The organism is Janthinobacterium sp. GMG1, assembly GCF_034427795.1.
In the GTDB taxonomy this organism is placed as follows: domain Bacteria; phylum Pseudomonadota; class Gammaproteobacteria; order Burkholderiales; family Burkholderiaceae_D; genus Janthinobacterium.
Genome location: NZ_JAXQNT010000018.1, coordinates 17450 through 32830 on the forward strand (window position 1 = coordinate 17450; position 15381 = coordinate 32830).

General features: G+C 65.3%; 13 protein-coding genes. 7 read left to right on the forward strand and 6 right to left on the reverse strand.

What is annotated here, in order from left to right:
- Positions 1-114: 114 nt before the first annotated feature.
- Complete coding sequence (locus SJI03_RS28080) at positions 115-903, reverse strand: DUF4349 domain-containing protein (protein ID WP_322429364.1); 789 nt, start codon at positions 901-903, stop codon at positions 115-117.
- Positions 904-919: 16 nt separating this feature from the next.
- Positions 920-1531, reverse strand: a complete 612-nt coding sequence (locus tag SJI03_RS28085; protein ID WP_322429365.1) for a transglutaminase family protein — start codon at positions 1529-1531, stop codon at positions 920-922.
- Between the two features lie 266 nt (positions 1532-1797).
- Between SJI03_RS28085 and SJI03_RS28090 the strand changes: the two genes are divergently transcribed.
- Genes SJI03_RS28090 through SJI03_RS28110 form a run of 5 tightly spaced genes read left to right on the forward strand, consistent with a single transcriptional unit; the run spans position 1798 to position 7675 of the window.
- Positions 1798-2379 (forward strand): DUF2760 domain-containing protein, encoded by a 582-nt coding sequence (locus SJI03_RS28090; RefSeq protein WP_322429366.1) that lies wholly within the window; start codon positions 1798-1800, stop codon positions 2377-2379.
- On the forward strand, positions 2376-4247 hold the full coding sequence (locus SJI03_RS28095; RefSeq protein ID WP_322429367.1) for an Hsp70 family protein: 1872 nt from the start codon (positions 2376-2378) through the stop codon (positions 4245-4247). Before SJI03_RS28090 ends, SJI03_RS28095 begins: the two co-directional genes overlap by 4 nt.
- Positions 4248-4249: 2 nt before the next feature.
- Complete coding sequence (locus SJI03_RS28100) at positions 4250-7021, forward strand: Hsp70 family protein (RefSeq protein ID WP_322429368.1); 2772 nt, start codon at positions 4250-4252, stop codon at positions 7019-7021.
- 58 nt (positions 7022-7079) lie between these two features.
- A complete protein-coding gene (locus SJI03_RS28105; RefSeq protein ID WP_099380726.1) occupies positions 7080-7331 on the forward strand; it encodes an AbrB/MazE/SpoVT family DNA-binding domain-containing protein in 252 nt (83 codons plus the stop codon).
- Positions 7325-7675 carry a type II toxin-antitoxin system ChpB family toxin gene (locus tag SJI03_RS28110; protein WP_099380725.1) on the forward strand — a complete coding sequence of 117 codons (351 nt, stop codon included), beginning with the start codon at positions 7325-7327 and terminating at the stop codon, positions 7673-7675. Before SJI03_RS28105 ends, SJI03_RS28110 begins: the two co-directional genes overlap by 7 nt.
- A 62-nt stretch (positions 7676-7737) precedes the next feature.
- Here SJI03_RS28110 and SJI03_RS28115 read toward each other — a convergent pair whose 3' ends face one another.
- From SJI03_RS28115 to SJI03_RS28125, 3 genes are all read right to left on the reverse strand, one after another.
- Positions 7738-8136 carry a GFA family protein gene (locus SJI03_RS28115; protein ID WP_322429369.1) on the reverse strand — a complete coding sequence of 133 codons (399 nt, stop codon included), beginning with the start codon at positions 8134-8136 and terminating at the stop codon, positions 7738-7740.
- Positions 8137-8198: 62 nt separating this feature from the next.
- The gene (locus SJI03_RS28120; RefSeq protein WP_322429370.1) at positions 8199-9767 is read right to left on the reverse strand and encodes a CHASE2 domain-containing protein; all 1569 of its coding nucleotides are present in this window, start codon (positions 9765-9767) and stop codon (positions 8199-8201) included.
- 79 nt (positions 9768-9846) lie between these two features.
- Positions 9847-11175: a serine hydrolase gene (locus tag SJI03_RS28125; protein WP_322429371.1), complete on the reverse strand. Its 1329-nt coding sequence runs from the start codon at positions 11173-11175 to the stop codon at positions 9847-9849.
- 237 nt (positions 11176-11412) lie between these two features.
- Between SJI03_RS28125 and SJI03_RS28130 the strand changes: the two genes are divergently transcribed.
- Together SJI03_RS28130 and SJI03_RS28135 are read left to right on the forward strand one after the other, a co-directional pair.
- Positions 11413-12555 carry a sigma-54-dependent Fis family transcriptional regulator gene (locus SJI03_RS28130; RefSeq protein WP_322429372.1) on the forward strand — a complete coding sequence of 381 codons (1143 nt, stop codon included), beginning with the start codon at positions 11413-11415 and terminating at the stop codon, positions 12553-12555.
- A 142-nt stretch (positions 12556-12697) separates the two neighbouring features.
- Entirely contained in the window at positions 12698-14506 is a 1809-nt protein-coding gene (locus SJI03_RS28135; RefSeq protein WP_322429373.1) for an NAD(P)/FAD-dependent oxidoreductase, read from the forward strand.
- Between the two features lie 152 nt (positions 14507-14658).
- On the opposite strand, the gene SJI03_RS28140 is transcribed toward SJI03_RS28135, so the two are convergent.
- On the reverse strand, positions 14659-15225 hold the full coding sequence (locus SJI03_RS28140; protein ID WP_322429374.1) for a YceI family protein: 567 nt from the start codon (positions 15223-15225) through the stop codon (positions 14659-14661).
- Positions 15226-15381 lie beyond the last annotated feature (156 nt).

The following is a 15381-nucleotide window of genomic DNA, read 5'->3' on the forward strand; positions in this document are numbered from 1 at the left end:
GCCAACAGGCGTCCAGCATGGTGCACGCCGCTGTCGCCGCACGAAAAAAAACCTGGCTGCACAAGGACTGTGCAGCCAGGTTTCAAATTGCCGTAAAACAGTGCGCCGAGGAAGTTAATCCTTGCGCGGCACGCCTCTCAAGCGGCGCCAGCCCTTGCGTCCCAGTGGGAACAGCAGCACGAAAGCGATCAGCCACGGCAGGATATAGGCCATGGCCGTGATGGCGTTGGCCACGCCTTCCGACAGGTTTTCCGTGAAATTGCCCAGCGCGCGCTTGACGGGGCGCCAGAACGATTGCTTGCCTTCGGCACTGACGACGACGTTCAGCAAGTCCGTATCGATGCGCTGCATCAACAGCGCGTTGGCCGCCGTCGCCTGCTCCAGTTCCACTTGCACGGTGGCCAGTTCCTTGGTCACCTTGATCAGGGCGTCGACGTTAGCTCCCGAGCGCTTTTCCAGGTCTTGCAATTGCGCCTGGTACTGCTTGAGCATTTCCAGGCGTTTCTTGCTGTCGAGCACGGGACGCCCCAGGTCTTCCACCTTGGTGCCCTGGCTGGTGACGTCGCCTTCGGCCGCGACCAGCGCGACGAGCTTCTTGATGCCGGCAGGCTTGGCCCGCATGCTGATGCGCGCGTGCACGTAGCGGCCGCTGTCGACGCTGGAATCGAGCAGCAGACAGCCGTTTTCCGTGTCGGCCTTGCAGGCGGCGACCACTTTTTCATACAGGGGCCGCACTTGCGCCTCATTCGTATCGACGCTGACATTATGTTCATAGGCAAGAAACTCGCTGCCCTTTTCCTTGCCATCGAGGCGCGCGGCGCTCGATTGTCCGCCGCTCTCGCCCTTGCTGCCGCAACCGGCCAGCAGCATCAGGCCCATCAAGCCAATACAGATTTTTTTCATGGTTTCTTTCTTTGGATTATTTTTGTAGAGGCAACAATTCGATATCGGGCAAGTGCGCCGCCACGTCCTGCACGGTGGCATAGGCGGTCAGGGACGCCACCACCTGCGGCAACGGCGCCGGCCAGATTTCCGGCAAGTCGCGTTCCTCGGGCGCCAGCACGGGAAAGGCCAGCTGCTCGCGCGGCGGCGTGAAGGCGGCATCGACGCCGGGCTTGTTGCCGCGCGCATCGATGCGGTACCAGCCGAAGTCTTGCAGATACACGGCATTCAAGCCGTGCAGGCAAAACGGCGGCCCCGCTTCGCCGACAGCCAGGCGCTGGTAGCACAGGCCGGCAGGAATGCCGTTGGCGCGCAGCAGCGCGGCCAGCAAATGGCTCTTCGCATAACAATAGCCGGTGCCATGCTGCAAGACGTCGGAAGCGCGGCAGGTAACGGGATTGCGCTGGTAGTCCCAGCTGTGGGCCACTTCGTCGCGCACGAAGGCAAAGCAGCGGGCCGCGATGGCGGCGTCGCCCACCGCGCCTGCCGCCAATGCGGCCGCCCTGGCGCGCACGGCTGGATGGTCGCTGTCGATGTAGGTGCTGCTGGCCAGATATAGGGAAAAGTCGGGGGAAAAGTCGGTAGACATGGCATCCAGGTCATGCAAAAAGATAATGCGCGATTCTAGTCGAAGCGGCATGAAATCGAGCGTTTCCTTGCGCAGGAACAAAGAAAAACCACGCCTATGGCCGGCAGCCTGGGGGGCGGCGACTTTGGCGCCGGCCCGGTAGCTGGTATCATGCGGGCAAACGCAGCAGGCCCTATTGGCCCCGCACATGGCACTACCTTGCGAAGCGGCCCCGCCACCGGGCGCGCCGCCGACGCCTCCCTACAGATCAGAGAAACGAGTTCCCTATGAGCACTTCATCGTCCCACCCATCGTTCTGGCGCCGTATCCCGCTGGCTTTCGGCGCCTTCTTCAGCACACTGTCGGACGCCGCCTATGCGGCCCGCGTGGAAAAACTGTCCCTGCCCGAGGCTGCACCCGTCGCTCCCGTGGCCCCGGCGCCTGCTCCCGTGCCGACGCCAGCTGCCGCGCCCGTCATCCTGAAAGAAGCGACGCCCGATGCCGCCCTGCAATTGCTGGCACTGCTGCAACGCGAAGCGCGATTGATCGACTTTACCCAGGAAAACCTGGGCAGCCATGCCGATGCCGACATCGGCGCGGCCGCCCGCGTCGTGCATGAGGGCTGCGCCAAAGTCATGCGCGAGTATTTCACCATCGACCCCGTGCGTCAGGAAGCCGAGGGCAGCCGCATCGTGCTGCAGGAAGGTTTTGACAGCGCGCAAGTACGCCTGACGGGCAACGTGGTCGGTTCGGCGCCATTTACGGGTACCCTCAGCCATCGCGGCTGGCGCGCGTCCAGCGTGCGCCTGCCGAAACTGAGCGAACAGCACGACGCCGCCATCCTGGCACCGGCCGAGGTGGAACTGTGAACGATCAAACCAACCCAAGCCCGCGCTATGCCATCGGCATCGACCTGGGCACCACCCACAGCGCCCTGTCGTATGTGAACCTGGTCGAAAGCGATGGCGAAAAGTCCAGCCACGGCGTGCTGAAGGTGCCGCAACTGTCAGCGCCAGGCACCGTCGAAGAATTGTCACTGCTGCCATCGTTCGTCTACCTGCCGCACGCCGATGAAGTAGCGGCCGGCGACCTGGCCCTGCCCTGGGTTACCGAGGAAGCCGAAGCGCCGTTCGTCGTCGGCGAAATGGCCCGCAGCCGCGGCGCCACCACGCCGATCCGTCTGGTGTCGAGCGCGAAAAGCTGGCTGTGCCACCCGGGCGTGGACCGCCGCGCGGCCATCCTGCCGAACGACGCACCGGCCGAAGTGCCACGTATCTCACCCATCACGGCCGCCACGCGCTATCTGACGCACTTGCGCCAGGCCTGGGACAACGCCCACCCGCAAGCGCCGTTCGCGCAGCAGGAAATCACCGTAACGATTCCGGCATCGTTCGACCCGGCCGCGCGTGAGCTGACGATGGAAGCGGCGCAGGCGGCCGGCTACACCTCGCTCACCCTGCTGGAAGAGCCGCAGGCGGCCCTGTACAGCTGGATCCAGACCAGCGAAGGCCGCTGGCGCAAGGAAGTCAAGCCAGGCGACATCATTTTAGTGGTCGACGTGGGTGGCGGCACCAGCGACTTTTCGCTGATCGCCGTGCTGGAACGCGACGGCGTGCTGGAACCCCACCGCGTGGCAGTCGGTGAACACATCCTGCTCGGTGGCGATAATATGGATCTGGCCCTGGCTCACCTGGTGGCCCGCAAGCTGGCCGCCAACGGCACCCAGCTCGACGCCTGGCAGATGCGGGCGCTCACGTATGGCTGCCGCAGCGCCAAGGAAAGCCTGCTGGCCGACAGCGGCCTCGATGTGGCACCGATCGTCGTGCCGAGCCGCGGCTCGAAGCTGATCGGCGGCTCCATCCGCACGGAACTGACGCGCGCGGAAGTGTCCACCTTCATCCTCGACGGCTTCTTCCCGCAGGTGGAAGCATCGAGCCGCCCTGCCGTGCGCACGCGCGCGGGCCTCACGCAACTGGGCTTGCCGTATGCGCAGGACGCGGCCATCACGCGCCACCTGGCCGCCTTCCTGGGCCGGCAAGTGGCGGCCACCAGCGAACTGGAAGGCTTCGCGGGCCGCCAGGCGGACGGCGCCAGCTTTTTGCACCCGACGGCCGTGCTGTTCAACGGCGGCGTCTTCAAGTCCGACTTGCTGGTCCAGCGCATCATGGCGACCGTCAACGACTGGCTGTACATGGAAGGCGCTGAACCGGCGCGCATGCTGGCCGGGGCCGACCTGGACCTGGCCGTCGCCCGTGGCGCGGCCTACTACAGCTACGTGCGGCGCGGCCATGGCGTGCGCATCCGCGGTGGCACGGCCAGTTCCTTCTACGTGGCCATCGAATCGGCGATGCCGGCCATCCCCGGCATGGAACCGCCGATCCAGGCCCTGTGCGTGGCGCCGTTCGGCATGGAAGAAGGCAGCGAACTGGAACTGCCGGGCCAGCAATTCGGCCTCGTCGTGGGCGAACCCGTGCATTTCCGCTTCTTCGCCTCATCCACGCGCCGCAACGACCAGATCGGCGACTTGCTCGACTTCTGGGGCCCGGACGAATTGCAGGAACTGAGCGAAATCCAGGCGACCTTGTCCGCCGAAGGCCGGTCGGCCGGCGACGTGGTGCAGGTCAAGCTGCATGCGCGCGTGACGGAGGCGGGCACCCTGGAACTGCTGGCCGTGTCCCCTGACGGCGCCGAGCGCTGGAAAGTGGAATTCGACGTGCGCGGCACGCCGCAGCCATAAGCATGCGCGGCGCGAAGGTGCGGCCGGCCTTCCTGGTCGGCATCGACCTGGGCACCACCAACACGGTGGTGGCGTATGCGGCGGCTGGCGATGCGCAGGCGGAAATAAACCTGTTCCCCATCGAGCAGCTGGTCGCCCCCGGCGAAGTGGCTGCACGCCCGCTGCTGCCGTCCTTGCGCTACCACCCTGCCGCCGGCGAACTGGCGGCGGGCGACTTGCAGCTGCCGTGGCCGCAGCAGGACCCAGCGAGCGTCGACCATGCAGTACTGGGCGCCCTGGCGCGCCAGCTCGGCGCCCAGGTGCCGGGCCGGCTCGTCTCCAGCGCAAAGAGCTGGCTGTCGCATGCGAACGTGGACCGCCAGGCGCCCATCCTGCCGTGGGGTGCGGATGCCGACGTGGCCAAGGTGTCGCCCGTGGCGGCCAGCGCCAGCTACCTCGCGTATGTAGGCGCCGCGTGGAATCACCGCTTCCCCGATTCTCCGCTCGAAGAGCAGGAACTGGTGCTGACCATTCCCGCCTCGTTCGACGAGGGTGCGCGCGCACTCACCCTGGAAGCGGCCCGCATGGCGGGCTTGCCCACCTTGCGATTGGTGGAAGAACCGCAAGCGGCCTTCTACGATTTCCTGCAACGCCGGCGCGCCACCCTGCGCGACGACCTGGCCGACACGCGCCGCATTCTGGTATGCGACGTGGGTGGCGGCACCACGGATTTCAGCCTGATCGACGTGGCCTTCGATGGCAACGGCGAACCGCAGCTCACGCGCAGCAGCGTGGGCAACCACTTGATACTGGGCGGCGACAATATGGACCTGGCGCTGGCCCACCTGGTGGAAACGCGCATGGCCGCTGGCAGCGAAGGCGGCATGAAGCTGTCGGCCGCGCGTTTGTCGCAGTTGATGGAACGCTGCCGCGCCGCCAAGGAATTGCTGCTGTCGCACGATGCGCCGGACAGCGCCACCGTCACCCTGCTGGGCGCGGGCTCGCGCCTGATTGGTGGCAGCCGGTCCGCCGACGTCACGCGCGAGGAAGTGGCGGCCATGGTGGTCGACGGCTTCTTCCCGAAAGTGGAACTCACGGAGACAGCGAAAAAAGGCCGCGCCGGCATCGTCGAATTCGGCCTGCCGTATGCGCAGGACGCGGCCATCACGCGCCACCTGGCCAGCTTTTTACAACAGCATCAAGGCGCACTGCCCGATACCTTGCTGCTGAATGGCGGCGTGTTCCGCGCCGACGCGCTGGCGCGCCGCCTGGCCGAGACCCTGGCGCACTGGCGCGGCCAGCCCCTGACCATCCTGCACAACGATAATCCCGACGTGGCCGTGGCCCGTGGCGCCGTCGCCTACGCGCTGGCCCGGCGCGGCCAGGCGCCGCGCATCGGTGGCGGCTCGCCGCGCAGCTATTTCCTCGTGCTGGGCGAGGCAGGCAAGGACAAGCGCGCCGTCTGCATCCTGCCCCGTGGCAGCGCCAGCGGCGAGGAAATCCGCCTGACGGAGCGCCTGTTCGCGCTGCGCCTGGGCCGGCCCGTGCGCTTCCACCTGGCCACGTCCCTCTTTGAGGCGGGCACGCCGCCGCAGCTGGGCGAAATCGTCGATCTGGATGCCGGAGAATACTTGCGCCTGCCGCCGCTGGCCAGCGTGCTGCAAGCGGAAAGCGGTGACAAGCGCGACATCACCGTGCAGCTGGTGACAGTCATGACGGAAGTGGGTACCCTGGAAGTGCATTGCGTGGCAGCAGCGGATGCCGGCCAGCGCTGGCTGCTGGAATTCCAGCTGCGAGGCGAAGAGGATGTAGCAAGCGAAACGTCCAGCGTATCACCACGCGTGAAAGAAGCCATCGAGAAAATCGAGCGCATCTTCGGCGGCAAGGCGCAAAAGGTCGAAACCAAGGAAGTGCGCCAGCTGCGCCAGCACCTGGAACGGGGGCTGGGCGGACGCGAAAGCTGGGACACGCCGCTCTTGCGCCAGCTGTTCGACGCCCTGCTACAACGCGCGCGTGGCCGGCGCCGCTCCGCCGAACATGAGCGGGTGTGGCTGAACCTGGCCGGCTACTGTTTGCGGCCCGGCTATGGCGACGCGCTCGACCCGTGGCGCATCGAGCAGCTGTGGGCCCTGTTCGACGCGGGCGTGCAGCACCACAAGGACAACCAGGTATGCGCCGAATGGTGGACCCTGTGGCGCCGCGTGGCAGGCGGCTTGAGCACGGAGCAGCAACTGCGCCTGCTCGACGACTTCGCCTTCAACCTGCAAGCCGACGCGGTCCAGCGCGGCAGCCGCCCCGTCACCCTCGTCAACGGCAGCGATGACGACATGCTGCGCCTGGGCGCCTCGCTCGAGCGCATCCCCGGCGCCTACAAGGTCGAAGTGGGCGCCTGGCTGATCAAGCGTCTGCAGAAGGCTGATAAAAAGGGCGAAGTGGCGGACACGAATACCCTGTGGGCGCTGGCCAGGGTCGGCGCGCGCCAGCCCTTCCACGGCAGCGCGCATGAAGTGGTCGACAGCGCCACCGTGGCCGAATGGCTGCACGTGCTTCTGGCGCTGGACTGGAAAAAGACGGAACCAGCGGCGTTTGCCGCCACCCACCTGGCGCGCATGACGGGCGACCGCTCGCGCGACATCGCCGATGAACTACGGGCCACCATCCTGGCTCGCCTGAAAGCCGTCGGCGCCCCACCCCTGTGGCAGGCGATGATCAGCGAAGTGACGCAGCTGGACGAAGCGAATACCAAGCGCATGCTGGGCGAGGCGCTGCCGCCGGGGTTGAAGCTGATCGGGTAAACACCGTCCTTGATTATCAGATTACATGAATCTACAATGTAGATACATAGGAGGTCATATGGAACTATCGATCCAAAAATGGGGCAATAGCGCGGCCGTGCGCTTGCCAACGGAACTGCTGGGCATGCTGAAGGTGTCGCTGGGCGACAAGCTGGCGGTCGATGTGCGTCCGGACGGCGTATTCCTGAAAGCCAAGCGCCCTGCCTTCACGCTCGATGATCTGGTTGCCCAATGCGATGTCACGGCGCCAGAACCGGCCGACATGGCGGCATGGAGCCAGATCAAACCGGCAGGCCGCGAAGCATGGTAAAGCGCGTCCAGTTCGGCCGTGGCGATATCGTGATGGTCAATCTGGAGCCAACGGAAGGCCGTGAACAGCGCGGCGCGTCCCGGCCAGCGCTGGTGCTGTCCACCAGCGCCTTCAACACGCTCGGTGTCGTGCTGGTCGCCCCCATCACGCAAGGCGGCGATTTTGCCCGCCACGCGGGCTTTGCCGCGTCATTGAGCGGCAGCGGCACGGCAACGCAGGGGGTGGCGCTGGTCAACCAGATCCGCATGCTCGACCTTGAAGCACGCGGCGCAAAGCGCATCGAAACCGCGCCTGAATTCGTCGTGGAAGACGCGCTGGCGCGCCTGCGCGCCATTACCGACTAAATTGACGCCAGTAGCATGTCGGATTACGCGCTTGCGCGCCTCGGCGGCCCCGCTAATCCGACCTACCCCTCGCTACGCGCCCCACGATAGCGCGGCAAGCCATCGGCCAATTTCACCCACTCCAGTTGCGTGTCCGTATAGATATGGCTGTGCGGTGGCAGTTGTTCGGGGTCGTCCAGGCTGCTGGTGGTCAGGCCAACCTCGTCCAGGTCGCGCGCATCCTCGAACGTCAGCTGCGTGCCGCAGCGGGGGCAAAAACTACGCGTGCAGTATTCGCTGGACGCGTATGGCGTGGCCTGTCCCCGCAGCCAGCGAAAGTTCGCCCGTGGCACACTGAACCAGGCGACAAACTGCGCGCCCGACGTGCGGCGGCACATCGAGCAATGGCAGGCCGTTTCATGGAAGGTGCCCGTGCCCGCTTCGTAGCGCACGTCGCCGCATAAACATCCTCCGCTCAGCATGGCATCCTCCTGCAAATGAAAAAGGCGCCCAGTTTAGCGCCGCTGCGGCGCCACGGTTTGCGCTAGATCAGGGCGATGATCAACAGCATCACCGCCAGCGGCGCCTGCACCAGCACGATGCCCGGATGCGTGCGGCGCAGCTGGGCCCACACGGACAGGCCGGGCACTTCCTCGTGCGGATGGTGGGCTTCGTCGCGCAGCGACATCGCGTGCAAGAACATGCCGGCGATCAGCGGGCCGGGATTGACCCACCAGCCCTGATCGAGCAAGCCGCGCGACAGGTAAATGGCCAGCGCGCCGATGGCAAACGGCGAGGCCCACACCAGCGCCAGCATCAGGCGGATGCCATAGAATTCCGCCAGGGTGCCCAGGCGATGCAGGCGGCCGAAATCGTGGTCTTCCATGCGCTTGTCGATGGCCAGTTCGGCGCGGCCGTACAGGGTCCACAGACCGCCGAACAGGCAGCCCAGCAGCACGCCGATGACGATGTCGGCCACGAACACCGCATATTTGTTGACGTCGGCCGTGCCGATGCCCAGCGACGTGTGGGCGGCCGCATGCAGGTGCAGGCCGGCCTGCTCGCCTTCTGCCGTCGTGTAGCGGTCGCGCACGTCATACGTGCTGCCGATATACACGACGTTCTTGTGCGGCGTCCCGGCATCCACGCCGGCCTGGCCATCGATCAGCTTGACGCGCGTGCGCGTGGGATTCAGGAATGCCGGCGCCACGGCGGCAGGGTGAAACGGCGCGGTGACGGCGTTCTGCTCGGCCGCCGCCTTGGCGTCGCCGCGGATGACGGGTTCGAACGCCCAGCGCGCCAATTCCTTTTCGCTGCCCGTGCGCCGCGCCAGCTGGCACACGCGGCCGGCCAGCGCCACCACTTCCTTTTGCTCGGACAAGGCGGCCGGCATGGGCTGCTTCTGCTCCTGCTCGTCGGCGCCATGCGCCAGCTCAAAGGCCACGGCCGCCAGCACGGGGCTTTTCAGCTCGATGCGCGTGACGGCGCCCATGCGTTCGCGGATCCGCGGGCTGGCAAAGTGGATGCCGGCCGCGCAGCGCGCGCGTATCCACGGCAGGTTCGCGTTGCGGTCCGATTGCTCGGGCAGGATCAGCACCAGTTGCCGGCCATCGGCGGCCAGCCGGTCAAGCAGGCGGTCCAGCGGCCGCTCGCCCGCCTTGTGCTGTTCATATACGGCCGGCGCCAGGTCCAGGTCGATGGCCAGCACCTTGCTGCCGCGCGCGGCGGCGCTGGCGATCAATTGCTCCAGGCGCGTGCGCTCCAGCGGTTCGCGCTCGTCGAAGACATGTTCGAACGCGGGCTGGTCGATTTCGATGATGCCGGGCCGGTAGGCGGCGCCCGGGTCCTTGCCCCGGTCCAGCAGCTGCTCCTGCGCCGCGCTGGCCCGCAGCATGGCCGCATCGAGCCATTCGAGCACGTGAAAACCCTCCAGCGCCAGCATCAGCGCGGCGATCAGGCTGGCGCCGATCACGTGGTGCAGCAGATGCGTGCCCGTCAGCTTGAAAGCCGAACCAAGCTGGGCGACCGGCCACAGCAGGCGCCGCCAGAGTGGCGGGCGCGGTTGATCCGGCTGGCTGGTTTCCACGGTGCGTACTCCTTGCGTGCGGCGCATGAATTATCACTCAAGCAACGAATGATGACGAAAGGATAGTGTATTGCAGTTGAGTCCGTTCCGCCGCACGGCTGGCAGCCTACTTCGGCTTGGCCAGCAATAGCTTGCCCAGCGCTTCGAAGGCCGGCGTGGTGGTCGGGTCGTTGGCCGCGTTGGCCGCCGTCGGCGTCGAGGCGAAACGCACGATCACCATTTCCGCCTTCGGATCGATGTAGATGCGCTGGCCGTACACGCCGCGCGCCATGTAGGCGCCATGCTCGTTATGCGTGACCCACCACATGTCGCGGTAGCTCCAGCCCTTGAGCAAATCGTAGCCGCCCTTGGCGAACAGCTGCTTGTCGCCGCCACGGCGGATATCGTCGACGGCCGCCTTGGGCAGTATCTGCTGGCCGTTGTAGCGGCCATCGTTGCGCAGCATTTCGCCGAAGCGCGCCAAGTCGCGCAAGCCCGTATTCAAGCCGCCGCCGGCAAACGGCGTGCCCGTCGAATCGACCGTCATGTAGGCATCCTGCTCGGCGCCCAGCTTTTGCCAGACATGCTCGGACAGGTATTCGTTAACGTTCTGCCCCGTGACGCGGGCGATGATCCAGCCCAGCACGTCGGAGTTGACCGTGCGGTAGCCGAACGCCTCGCCATGCCTGCCCTCGTGCCGCACCGTCTGCAGGTACTCGAAATAGCTGCGCGGTCCCGTGTAATCCTTCGGCTTGGGCAGCGGGCTGCCGGCCGCCGCGTGCTGCCACACTTCCGCTTTCGGGTCGGCGTAATCTTCGCTGAATTGCAGGCCCGTGGTCATGTCGAGCACCTGGCGCACGGTGGCGTCGCCAAACGCGGACTTCGCCAGCTCCGGCACGTACTCGGCCACTTTCTTGCCGGGATCGAGCTTGCCTTCGGCCACCAGGGCCGCGCCGATGGTGCCCATCACGGACTTCGTCACGGACATGGCGCCATGCTGGCCGCCCTCCTTCAACACGCCGAAATAGCGCTCATACACGATGCGGCCCCGGTGCAGCACGACGATGCCGTCCGTGTAATTGGCGCCCAGCGACTGCTCCCAGGTCATCGTCTCCTTCGCGCCCAGCGGGGTAAAGCGCAGGCTGTCGATATCGTTGCGCAGTGCGCGCGGCAAGGGCACGGGCGCTTTCAAGCCGCGCGCCACTGCCACCGTCGGCATCAACTGACGGAAGTGCGACACGCTCCAGCGCAGCTGGGGGAAATTGAAATAGCTGCCATCGTCGAAGCGGATGATCTTATCGGCCGGCGGCGGCGCGCCCACCATCCATTGCAATGCAGCCGGGTCGCTGGCGGCGGCCGACAGCGGCGCCGTTGTCTCTGCCGCATGGGCGCCGGCGGCCAGCGCCAGGCAGGCGGCGGCCAGGGCCAGGCGACGGATGGGTGGCAATGTCTTCATGCATATCTCCTGTCATGGCTGACGCCGGCAACGGCGCTCGCTTCATGCGATGCATGCTAACAGAGAAACTTTTTATCTTGTCCTGCGGCATCCTATTGTGCGGGCCACGCGCTGAGACTAACGTCTCACGCGCGTGCCATGCTGCAGCGCAGGATGCGCGACCCGGCGCTTCGTGCTAAAAACGGGGCGACAAGCAAAACACCATAAAAACCAGATACCGAAACACTGGAGAGCGCCATGCCCTACGTCCGCCAGACCAGCCATATCGACCGCGTGCGCGACCTGATCGCCGGCCGTATCGTCAACCCAGGGGCCGATACGGCCAGGCTGGCGTCGTCGTACCGGCGCTCGCTGGACGACTACCGGCTCGACCCGGCGTCCACCACGGGGCCGCGCATCCTGACGGGCGCCGAACTGCGCGCCATCCAGCAGTCCGAGGAAGATTTTTTGCGCTCCACGGGCCAGTGCCTGCCGCGCCTGCACGCCATGGTGCGCGAAGCGGGCTACTGCGTCATCCTCGCCAATGCGCGCGGCGTGACGATCGACTACGTGGTCGACACGGACCAGCGCAAGGATTTCAAGAAGGCGGGCCTGTACCCCGGTTCGTGCTGGTCGGAAGAAGAGGAAGGCACCTGCGGCATCGCCTCCGTGCTGCTCGACCGCGAAGCCATCACCGTGCACAAGACGGACCATTTTCGCGCCGCGTTCACGGGCCTGACCTGCAGCGCGGCGCCGATCTTTTCGCCGCACGGCGACTTGATCGGCGTGCTCGATGCGTCGGCCCTCAGTTCGCCCGATGCGCGCGACAGCCAGCGCCTCGTCAAGCAGCTGGTGCGGCAAGGCGCAACCCTGATCGAGGACGGCTTTTTTCTCAAATCCTACAGCCATTGCTGCATCCTGCTGGCGCACCGCAACCGCCACTTCGTGGAAGTGCAGCCGGAAATGCTGCTCGCCATCGACGAACATGGCGACATCGTCGCCGCCAACCGCTGCGCGCGTGACGTCATCGCGGGCCTGGATGCCCTGCCGCGTCCCGTCGGCGAAGTGCTGGAAGTGCGCGCCGAACGGCTGTTCGATGCGCGCGCAGGACACAATCTGCTGTCCCTGCGCCTGGCCGGCGGCGGCACCTGGCTGCACGCCCGCGTGCGCGCGCCGCTGCGCCTGGCCAGCGCGCGAGCACGCGTGAGGAACGCCGCCCCCGCGACCGAGGAGATGGTGGCCTACACGGTGCCGGAACTGGCCGAACGCACGCGCATCGTCCACGCCATGAACGCCGCAAAATGGCGTCCGCTGCAGGCGGCCGCCATGCTGGGCATCTCGCGCGCCACCCTGTACCGGCGCCTCAAGCAGCTGCATATCGTGGCGCCGCACCGCCAGTAGCCCATCTGAAGGCTGAGATTTCCGTCTCAAATTCAGCCATGCTGCGCTGCGGAATGCGGCGCCGGAACGCCAGTGTTACAACATCGTCAGCGGCAACACAGCCGCATCCCATCATAAAGTCAGCAGACTTGGAGGAGACACGATGCAAACCGATAGCAACCCGCACGACCTGGCCGTGGCCGGCATCCTGGAGCAGCTGGAAGGCACGCTGCGCGCCAGCGACGGCACGGGCGCCGCGCAACTGTTCGAACAGGACGGCTACTGGCGCGACCTGGTGCTGTTTACCTGGAACCTGAAAACCCTGGAAGGCCGCGAACAGATCGCCGCCATGCTGACCGCCCAGCTGAGCACCGTGCAGCCAGTCTCCATCCGCATCGCCGATGGCGAGCATGCGGTGGAAGCCGGTGGCGTGCTGCAAAGCTGGATCACGGTGGAAACGAACGCGGCGTGCGGCGTGGGCTTCATCCGCATCCGCGATGGCAAGATATGGACCCTGCTTACCACCATGAGCGAATTGAAGGGTTTTGAGGAAGCCAAGGGCGGGCGGCGGCCCATGGGCGCGGAACACGGCGCGCGCACGAACCGCAGCAGCTGGCTGGAGCACCGCGAGCAGGAAGCGGCGGAACTGGGCTACGCGCGCCAGCCCTACTGCGTCATCATCGGCGGCGGCCAGGGCGGCATCGCGCTGGGCGCGCGCCTGCGCCAGTTGAACGTTCCCACCATCATCATCGAGAAAAATTCGCGCCCCGGCGACAGCTGGCGCAAGCGCTACAAGTCCTTGTGCCTGCACGACCCCGTCTGGTACGACCACATGCCGTATATCCCGTTTCCCGACAACTGGCCCGTCTTCACCCCGAAGGACAAGGTCGGCGACTGGCTGGAAATGTACACCAAGGTGATGGAACTCAATTACTGGGGTTCGACGTCATGCGAATCGGCCAGCTTTGACGAAGCCACCGGCGAGTGGACGGTGCAGGTGCTGCGCGACGGCCAGCCCGTCACACTGAAACCGAAGCAGCTGGTGCTGGCCACGGGCATGTCGGGCAAGGCCAACATGCCGAAGTTCAATGGCATGGACGTGTTCCAGGGCGAGCAGCAGCATTCGTCGCAGCATCCGGGGCCGGATGCGTATGTGGGCAAGAAGGTGGTCGTCATCGGTGCGAACAATTCCGCGCACGACATCTGCGCCGCCCTGTGGGAAGCGGGCGTGGATGTGACCATGGTGCAGCGCTCATCGACGCACATCGTCAAGTCCGACTCCCTGATGGACCTGGCCTTGGGCGACCTGTATTCGGAACGGGCGCTGGCGGCCGGCATGACCACAAACAAGGCCGACCTGACGTTCGCCTCGATCCCCTATAAAATCCTGGCCGACTTTCAGAAGCCCGTCTTCAAGGCCATCCGCGAACGCGACGCGGATTTTTACCGGCGCCTGGAAGAACGGGGCTTCATGCTGGACTTTGGCGACGACGATTCCGGCCTGTTCATGAAATACCTGCGCCGCGGCTCCGGCTACTACATCGACGTGGGCGCCTCCGAGCTGGTCGCCGAGGGCAAGATCAAGCTGAAAAGCGGCGTCGGCGTGCAGGAACTGAAAAGCCACTCCATCGTACTGTCCGACGGCACGGAACTGCCGGCCGACCTGGTGGTGTACGCCACCGGCTACGGCTCCATGAACGGCTGGGCGGCCGACCTGATCTCGCCGGAAGTGGCGAACAAGGTGGGCAAGGTGTGGGGCCTCGGGTCAAGCACGACGAAAGACCCGGGCCCGTGGGAGGGCGAGCAGCGCAATATGTGGAAGCCCACGCAGCAGCAGGCGCTGTGGTTCCACGGCGGTAACCTGCACCAGTCGCGCCACTATTCCCAGTACCTGTCGCTGCAGCTGAAGGCGCGCATGGAAGGGTTGAACACGCCCGTGTATGGGCAGCAGGAAGTGCATCACCTGGCGTGAAATCCGGGGTCAGACCCACCCGGGGGAATGTTACCCAATGGGGAACATTCCAATCACGCAGTGACTGACCCCAGCCCTCTCTTTGGGGATAGGTATAAAAAAATGGCGGCGGACCGAAGTCCGCCGCCATTTTTACGTCATGCAGCCAACGATTACTGTTTGATGGCTTCGATTGCGAACGTCAAAGTGACGTCATCGCTGACGGCTGGCGCATATTTGCCGGCGTTGAATTCCGAGCGTTTGATCTTGGCCGTGGCGTTGGCGCCGCAAGCGTCTTTTTTCAGCATCGGGTGCGGTGCGCAGGCGAACGAGGTGACGGTTAGGGTGACTGGCTTGGTCACGCCTTTCAGGGTCAGGTTGCCGTCGACGGAGGCCAGCTTGTCGCCGTCAAAATTGAATTTGGTCGACTTGTAGGTGGCGACCGGGAACTTGGCCGTGTCGAGGAAATCTTCGCCCTGGATGTGCGAGTTGAACAGGGTCGAACCCGTATCGACGGATTTGGTGTCGATCAGCACTTCGACGGCGCCCGTCTTGGCGGCGCGGTCCAGGGTGACCTTGCCGGTGGTGTTATTGAAACGGCTTTGCTGCGTCGAGAAGCCCATGTGGGTGTACTCGAAACGGGGGAAGGTGTGGCTGCCATCGATGACATAGACTTCAGGCGCGGCAAAAGCGGACAGCGAGAAGCCGGCGGCGGCGATAAAAGCGAGCAGTTTTTTCATTGTAGGTTCCTGATAGAAAGTGGAGGATGTCAAAACCGCAAGCAGCTGCAGGCGAACGACGCATGCGGCTGATTGTCTGGCTTCAGTTACAACAGATTATGCATGGCATGAAGATCGATGTAAAACGCAAAATATACCTAGTTAGCATCGATAAAA

Coding starts and splice junctions, on each gene's coding strand:
- SJI03_RS28080 (WP_322429364.1), bottom strand. CDS start 903: ATGAAAAAAATCTGTATTGGCTTGATGGGCCTGATGCTGCTGGCCGGT.
- SJI03_RS28085 (WP_322429365.1), bottom strand. CDS start 1,531: ATGTCTACCGACTTTTCCCCCGACTTTTCCCTATATCTGGCCAGCAGC.
- SJI03_RS28090 (WP_322429366.1), top strand. CDS start 1,798: ATGAGCACTTCATCGTCCCACCCATCGTTCTGGCGCCGTATCCCGCTG.
- SJI03_RS28100 (WP_322429368.1), top strand. CDS start 4,250: ATGCGCGGCGCGAAGGTGCGGCCGGCCTTCCTGGTCGGCATCGACCTG.
- SJI03_RS28105 (WP_099380726.1), top strand. CDS start 7,080: ATGGAACTATCGATCCAAAAATGGGGCAATAGCGCGGCCGTGCGCTTG.
- SJI03_RS28110 (WP_099380725.1), top strand. CDS start 7,325: ATGGTAAAGCGCGTCCAGTTCGGCCGTGGCGATATCGTGATGGTCAAT.
- SJI03_RS28115 (WP_322429369.1), bottom strand. CDS start 8,136: ATGCTGAGCGGAGGATGTTTATGCGGCGACGTGCGCTACGAAGCGGGC.
- SJI03_RS28120 (WP_322429370.1), bottom strand. CDS start 9,767: ATGCGCCGCACGCAAGGAGTACGCACCGTGGAAACCAGCCAGCCGGAT.
- SJI03_RS28125 (WP_322429371.1), bottom strand. CDS start 11,175: ATGAAGACATTGCCACCCATCCGTCGCCTGGCCCTGGCCGCCGCCTGC.
- SJI03_RS28130 (WP_322429372.1), top strand. CDS start 11,413: ATGCCCTACGTCCGCCAGACCAGCCATATCGACCGCGTGCGCGACCTG.
- SJI03_RS28135 (WP_322429373.1), top strand. CDS start 12,698: ATGCAAACCGATAGCAACCCGCACGACCTGGCCGTGGCCGGCATCCTG.
- SJI03_RS28140 (WP_322429374.1), bottom strand. CDS start 15,225: ATGAAAAAACTGCTCGCTTTTATCGCCGCCGCCGGCTTCTCGCTGTCC.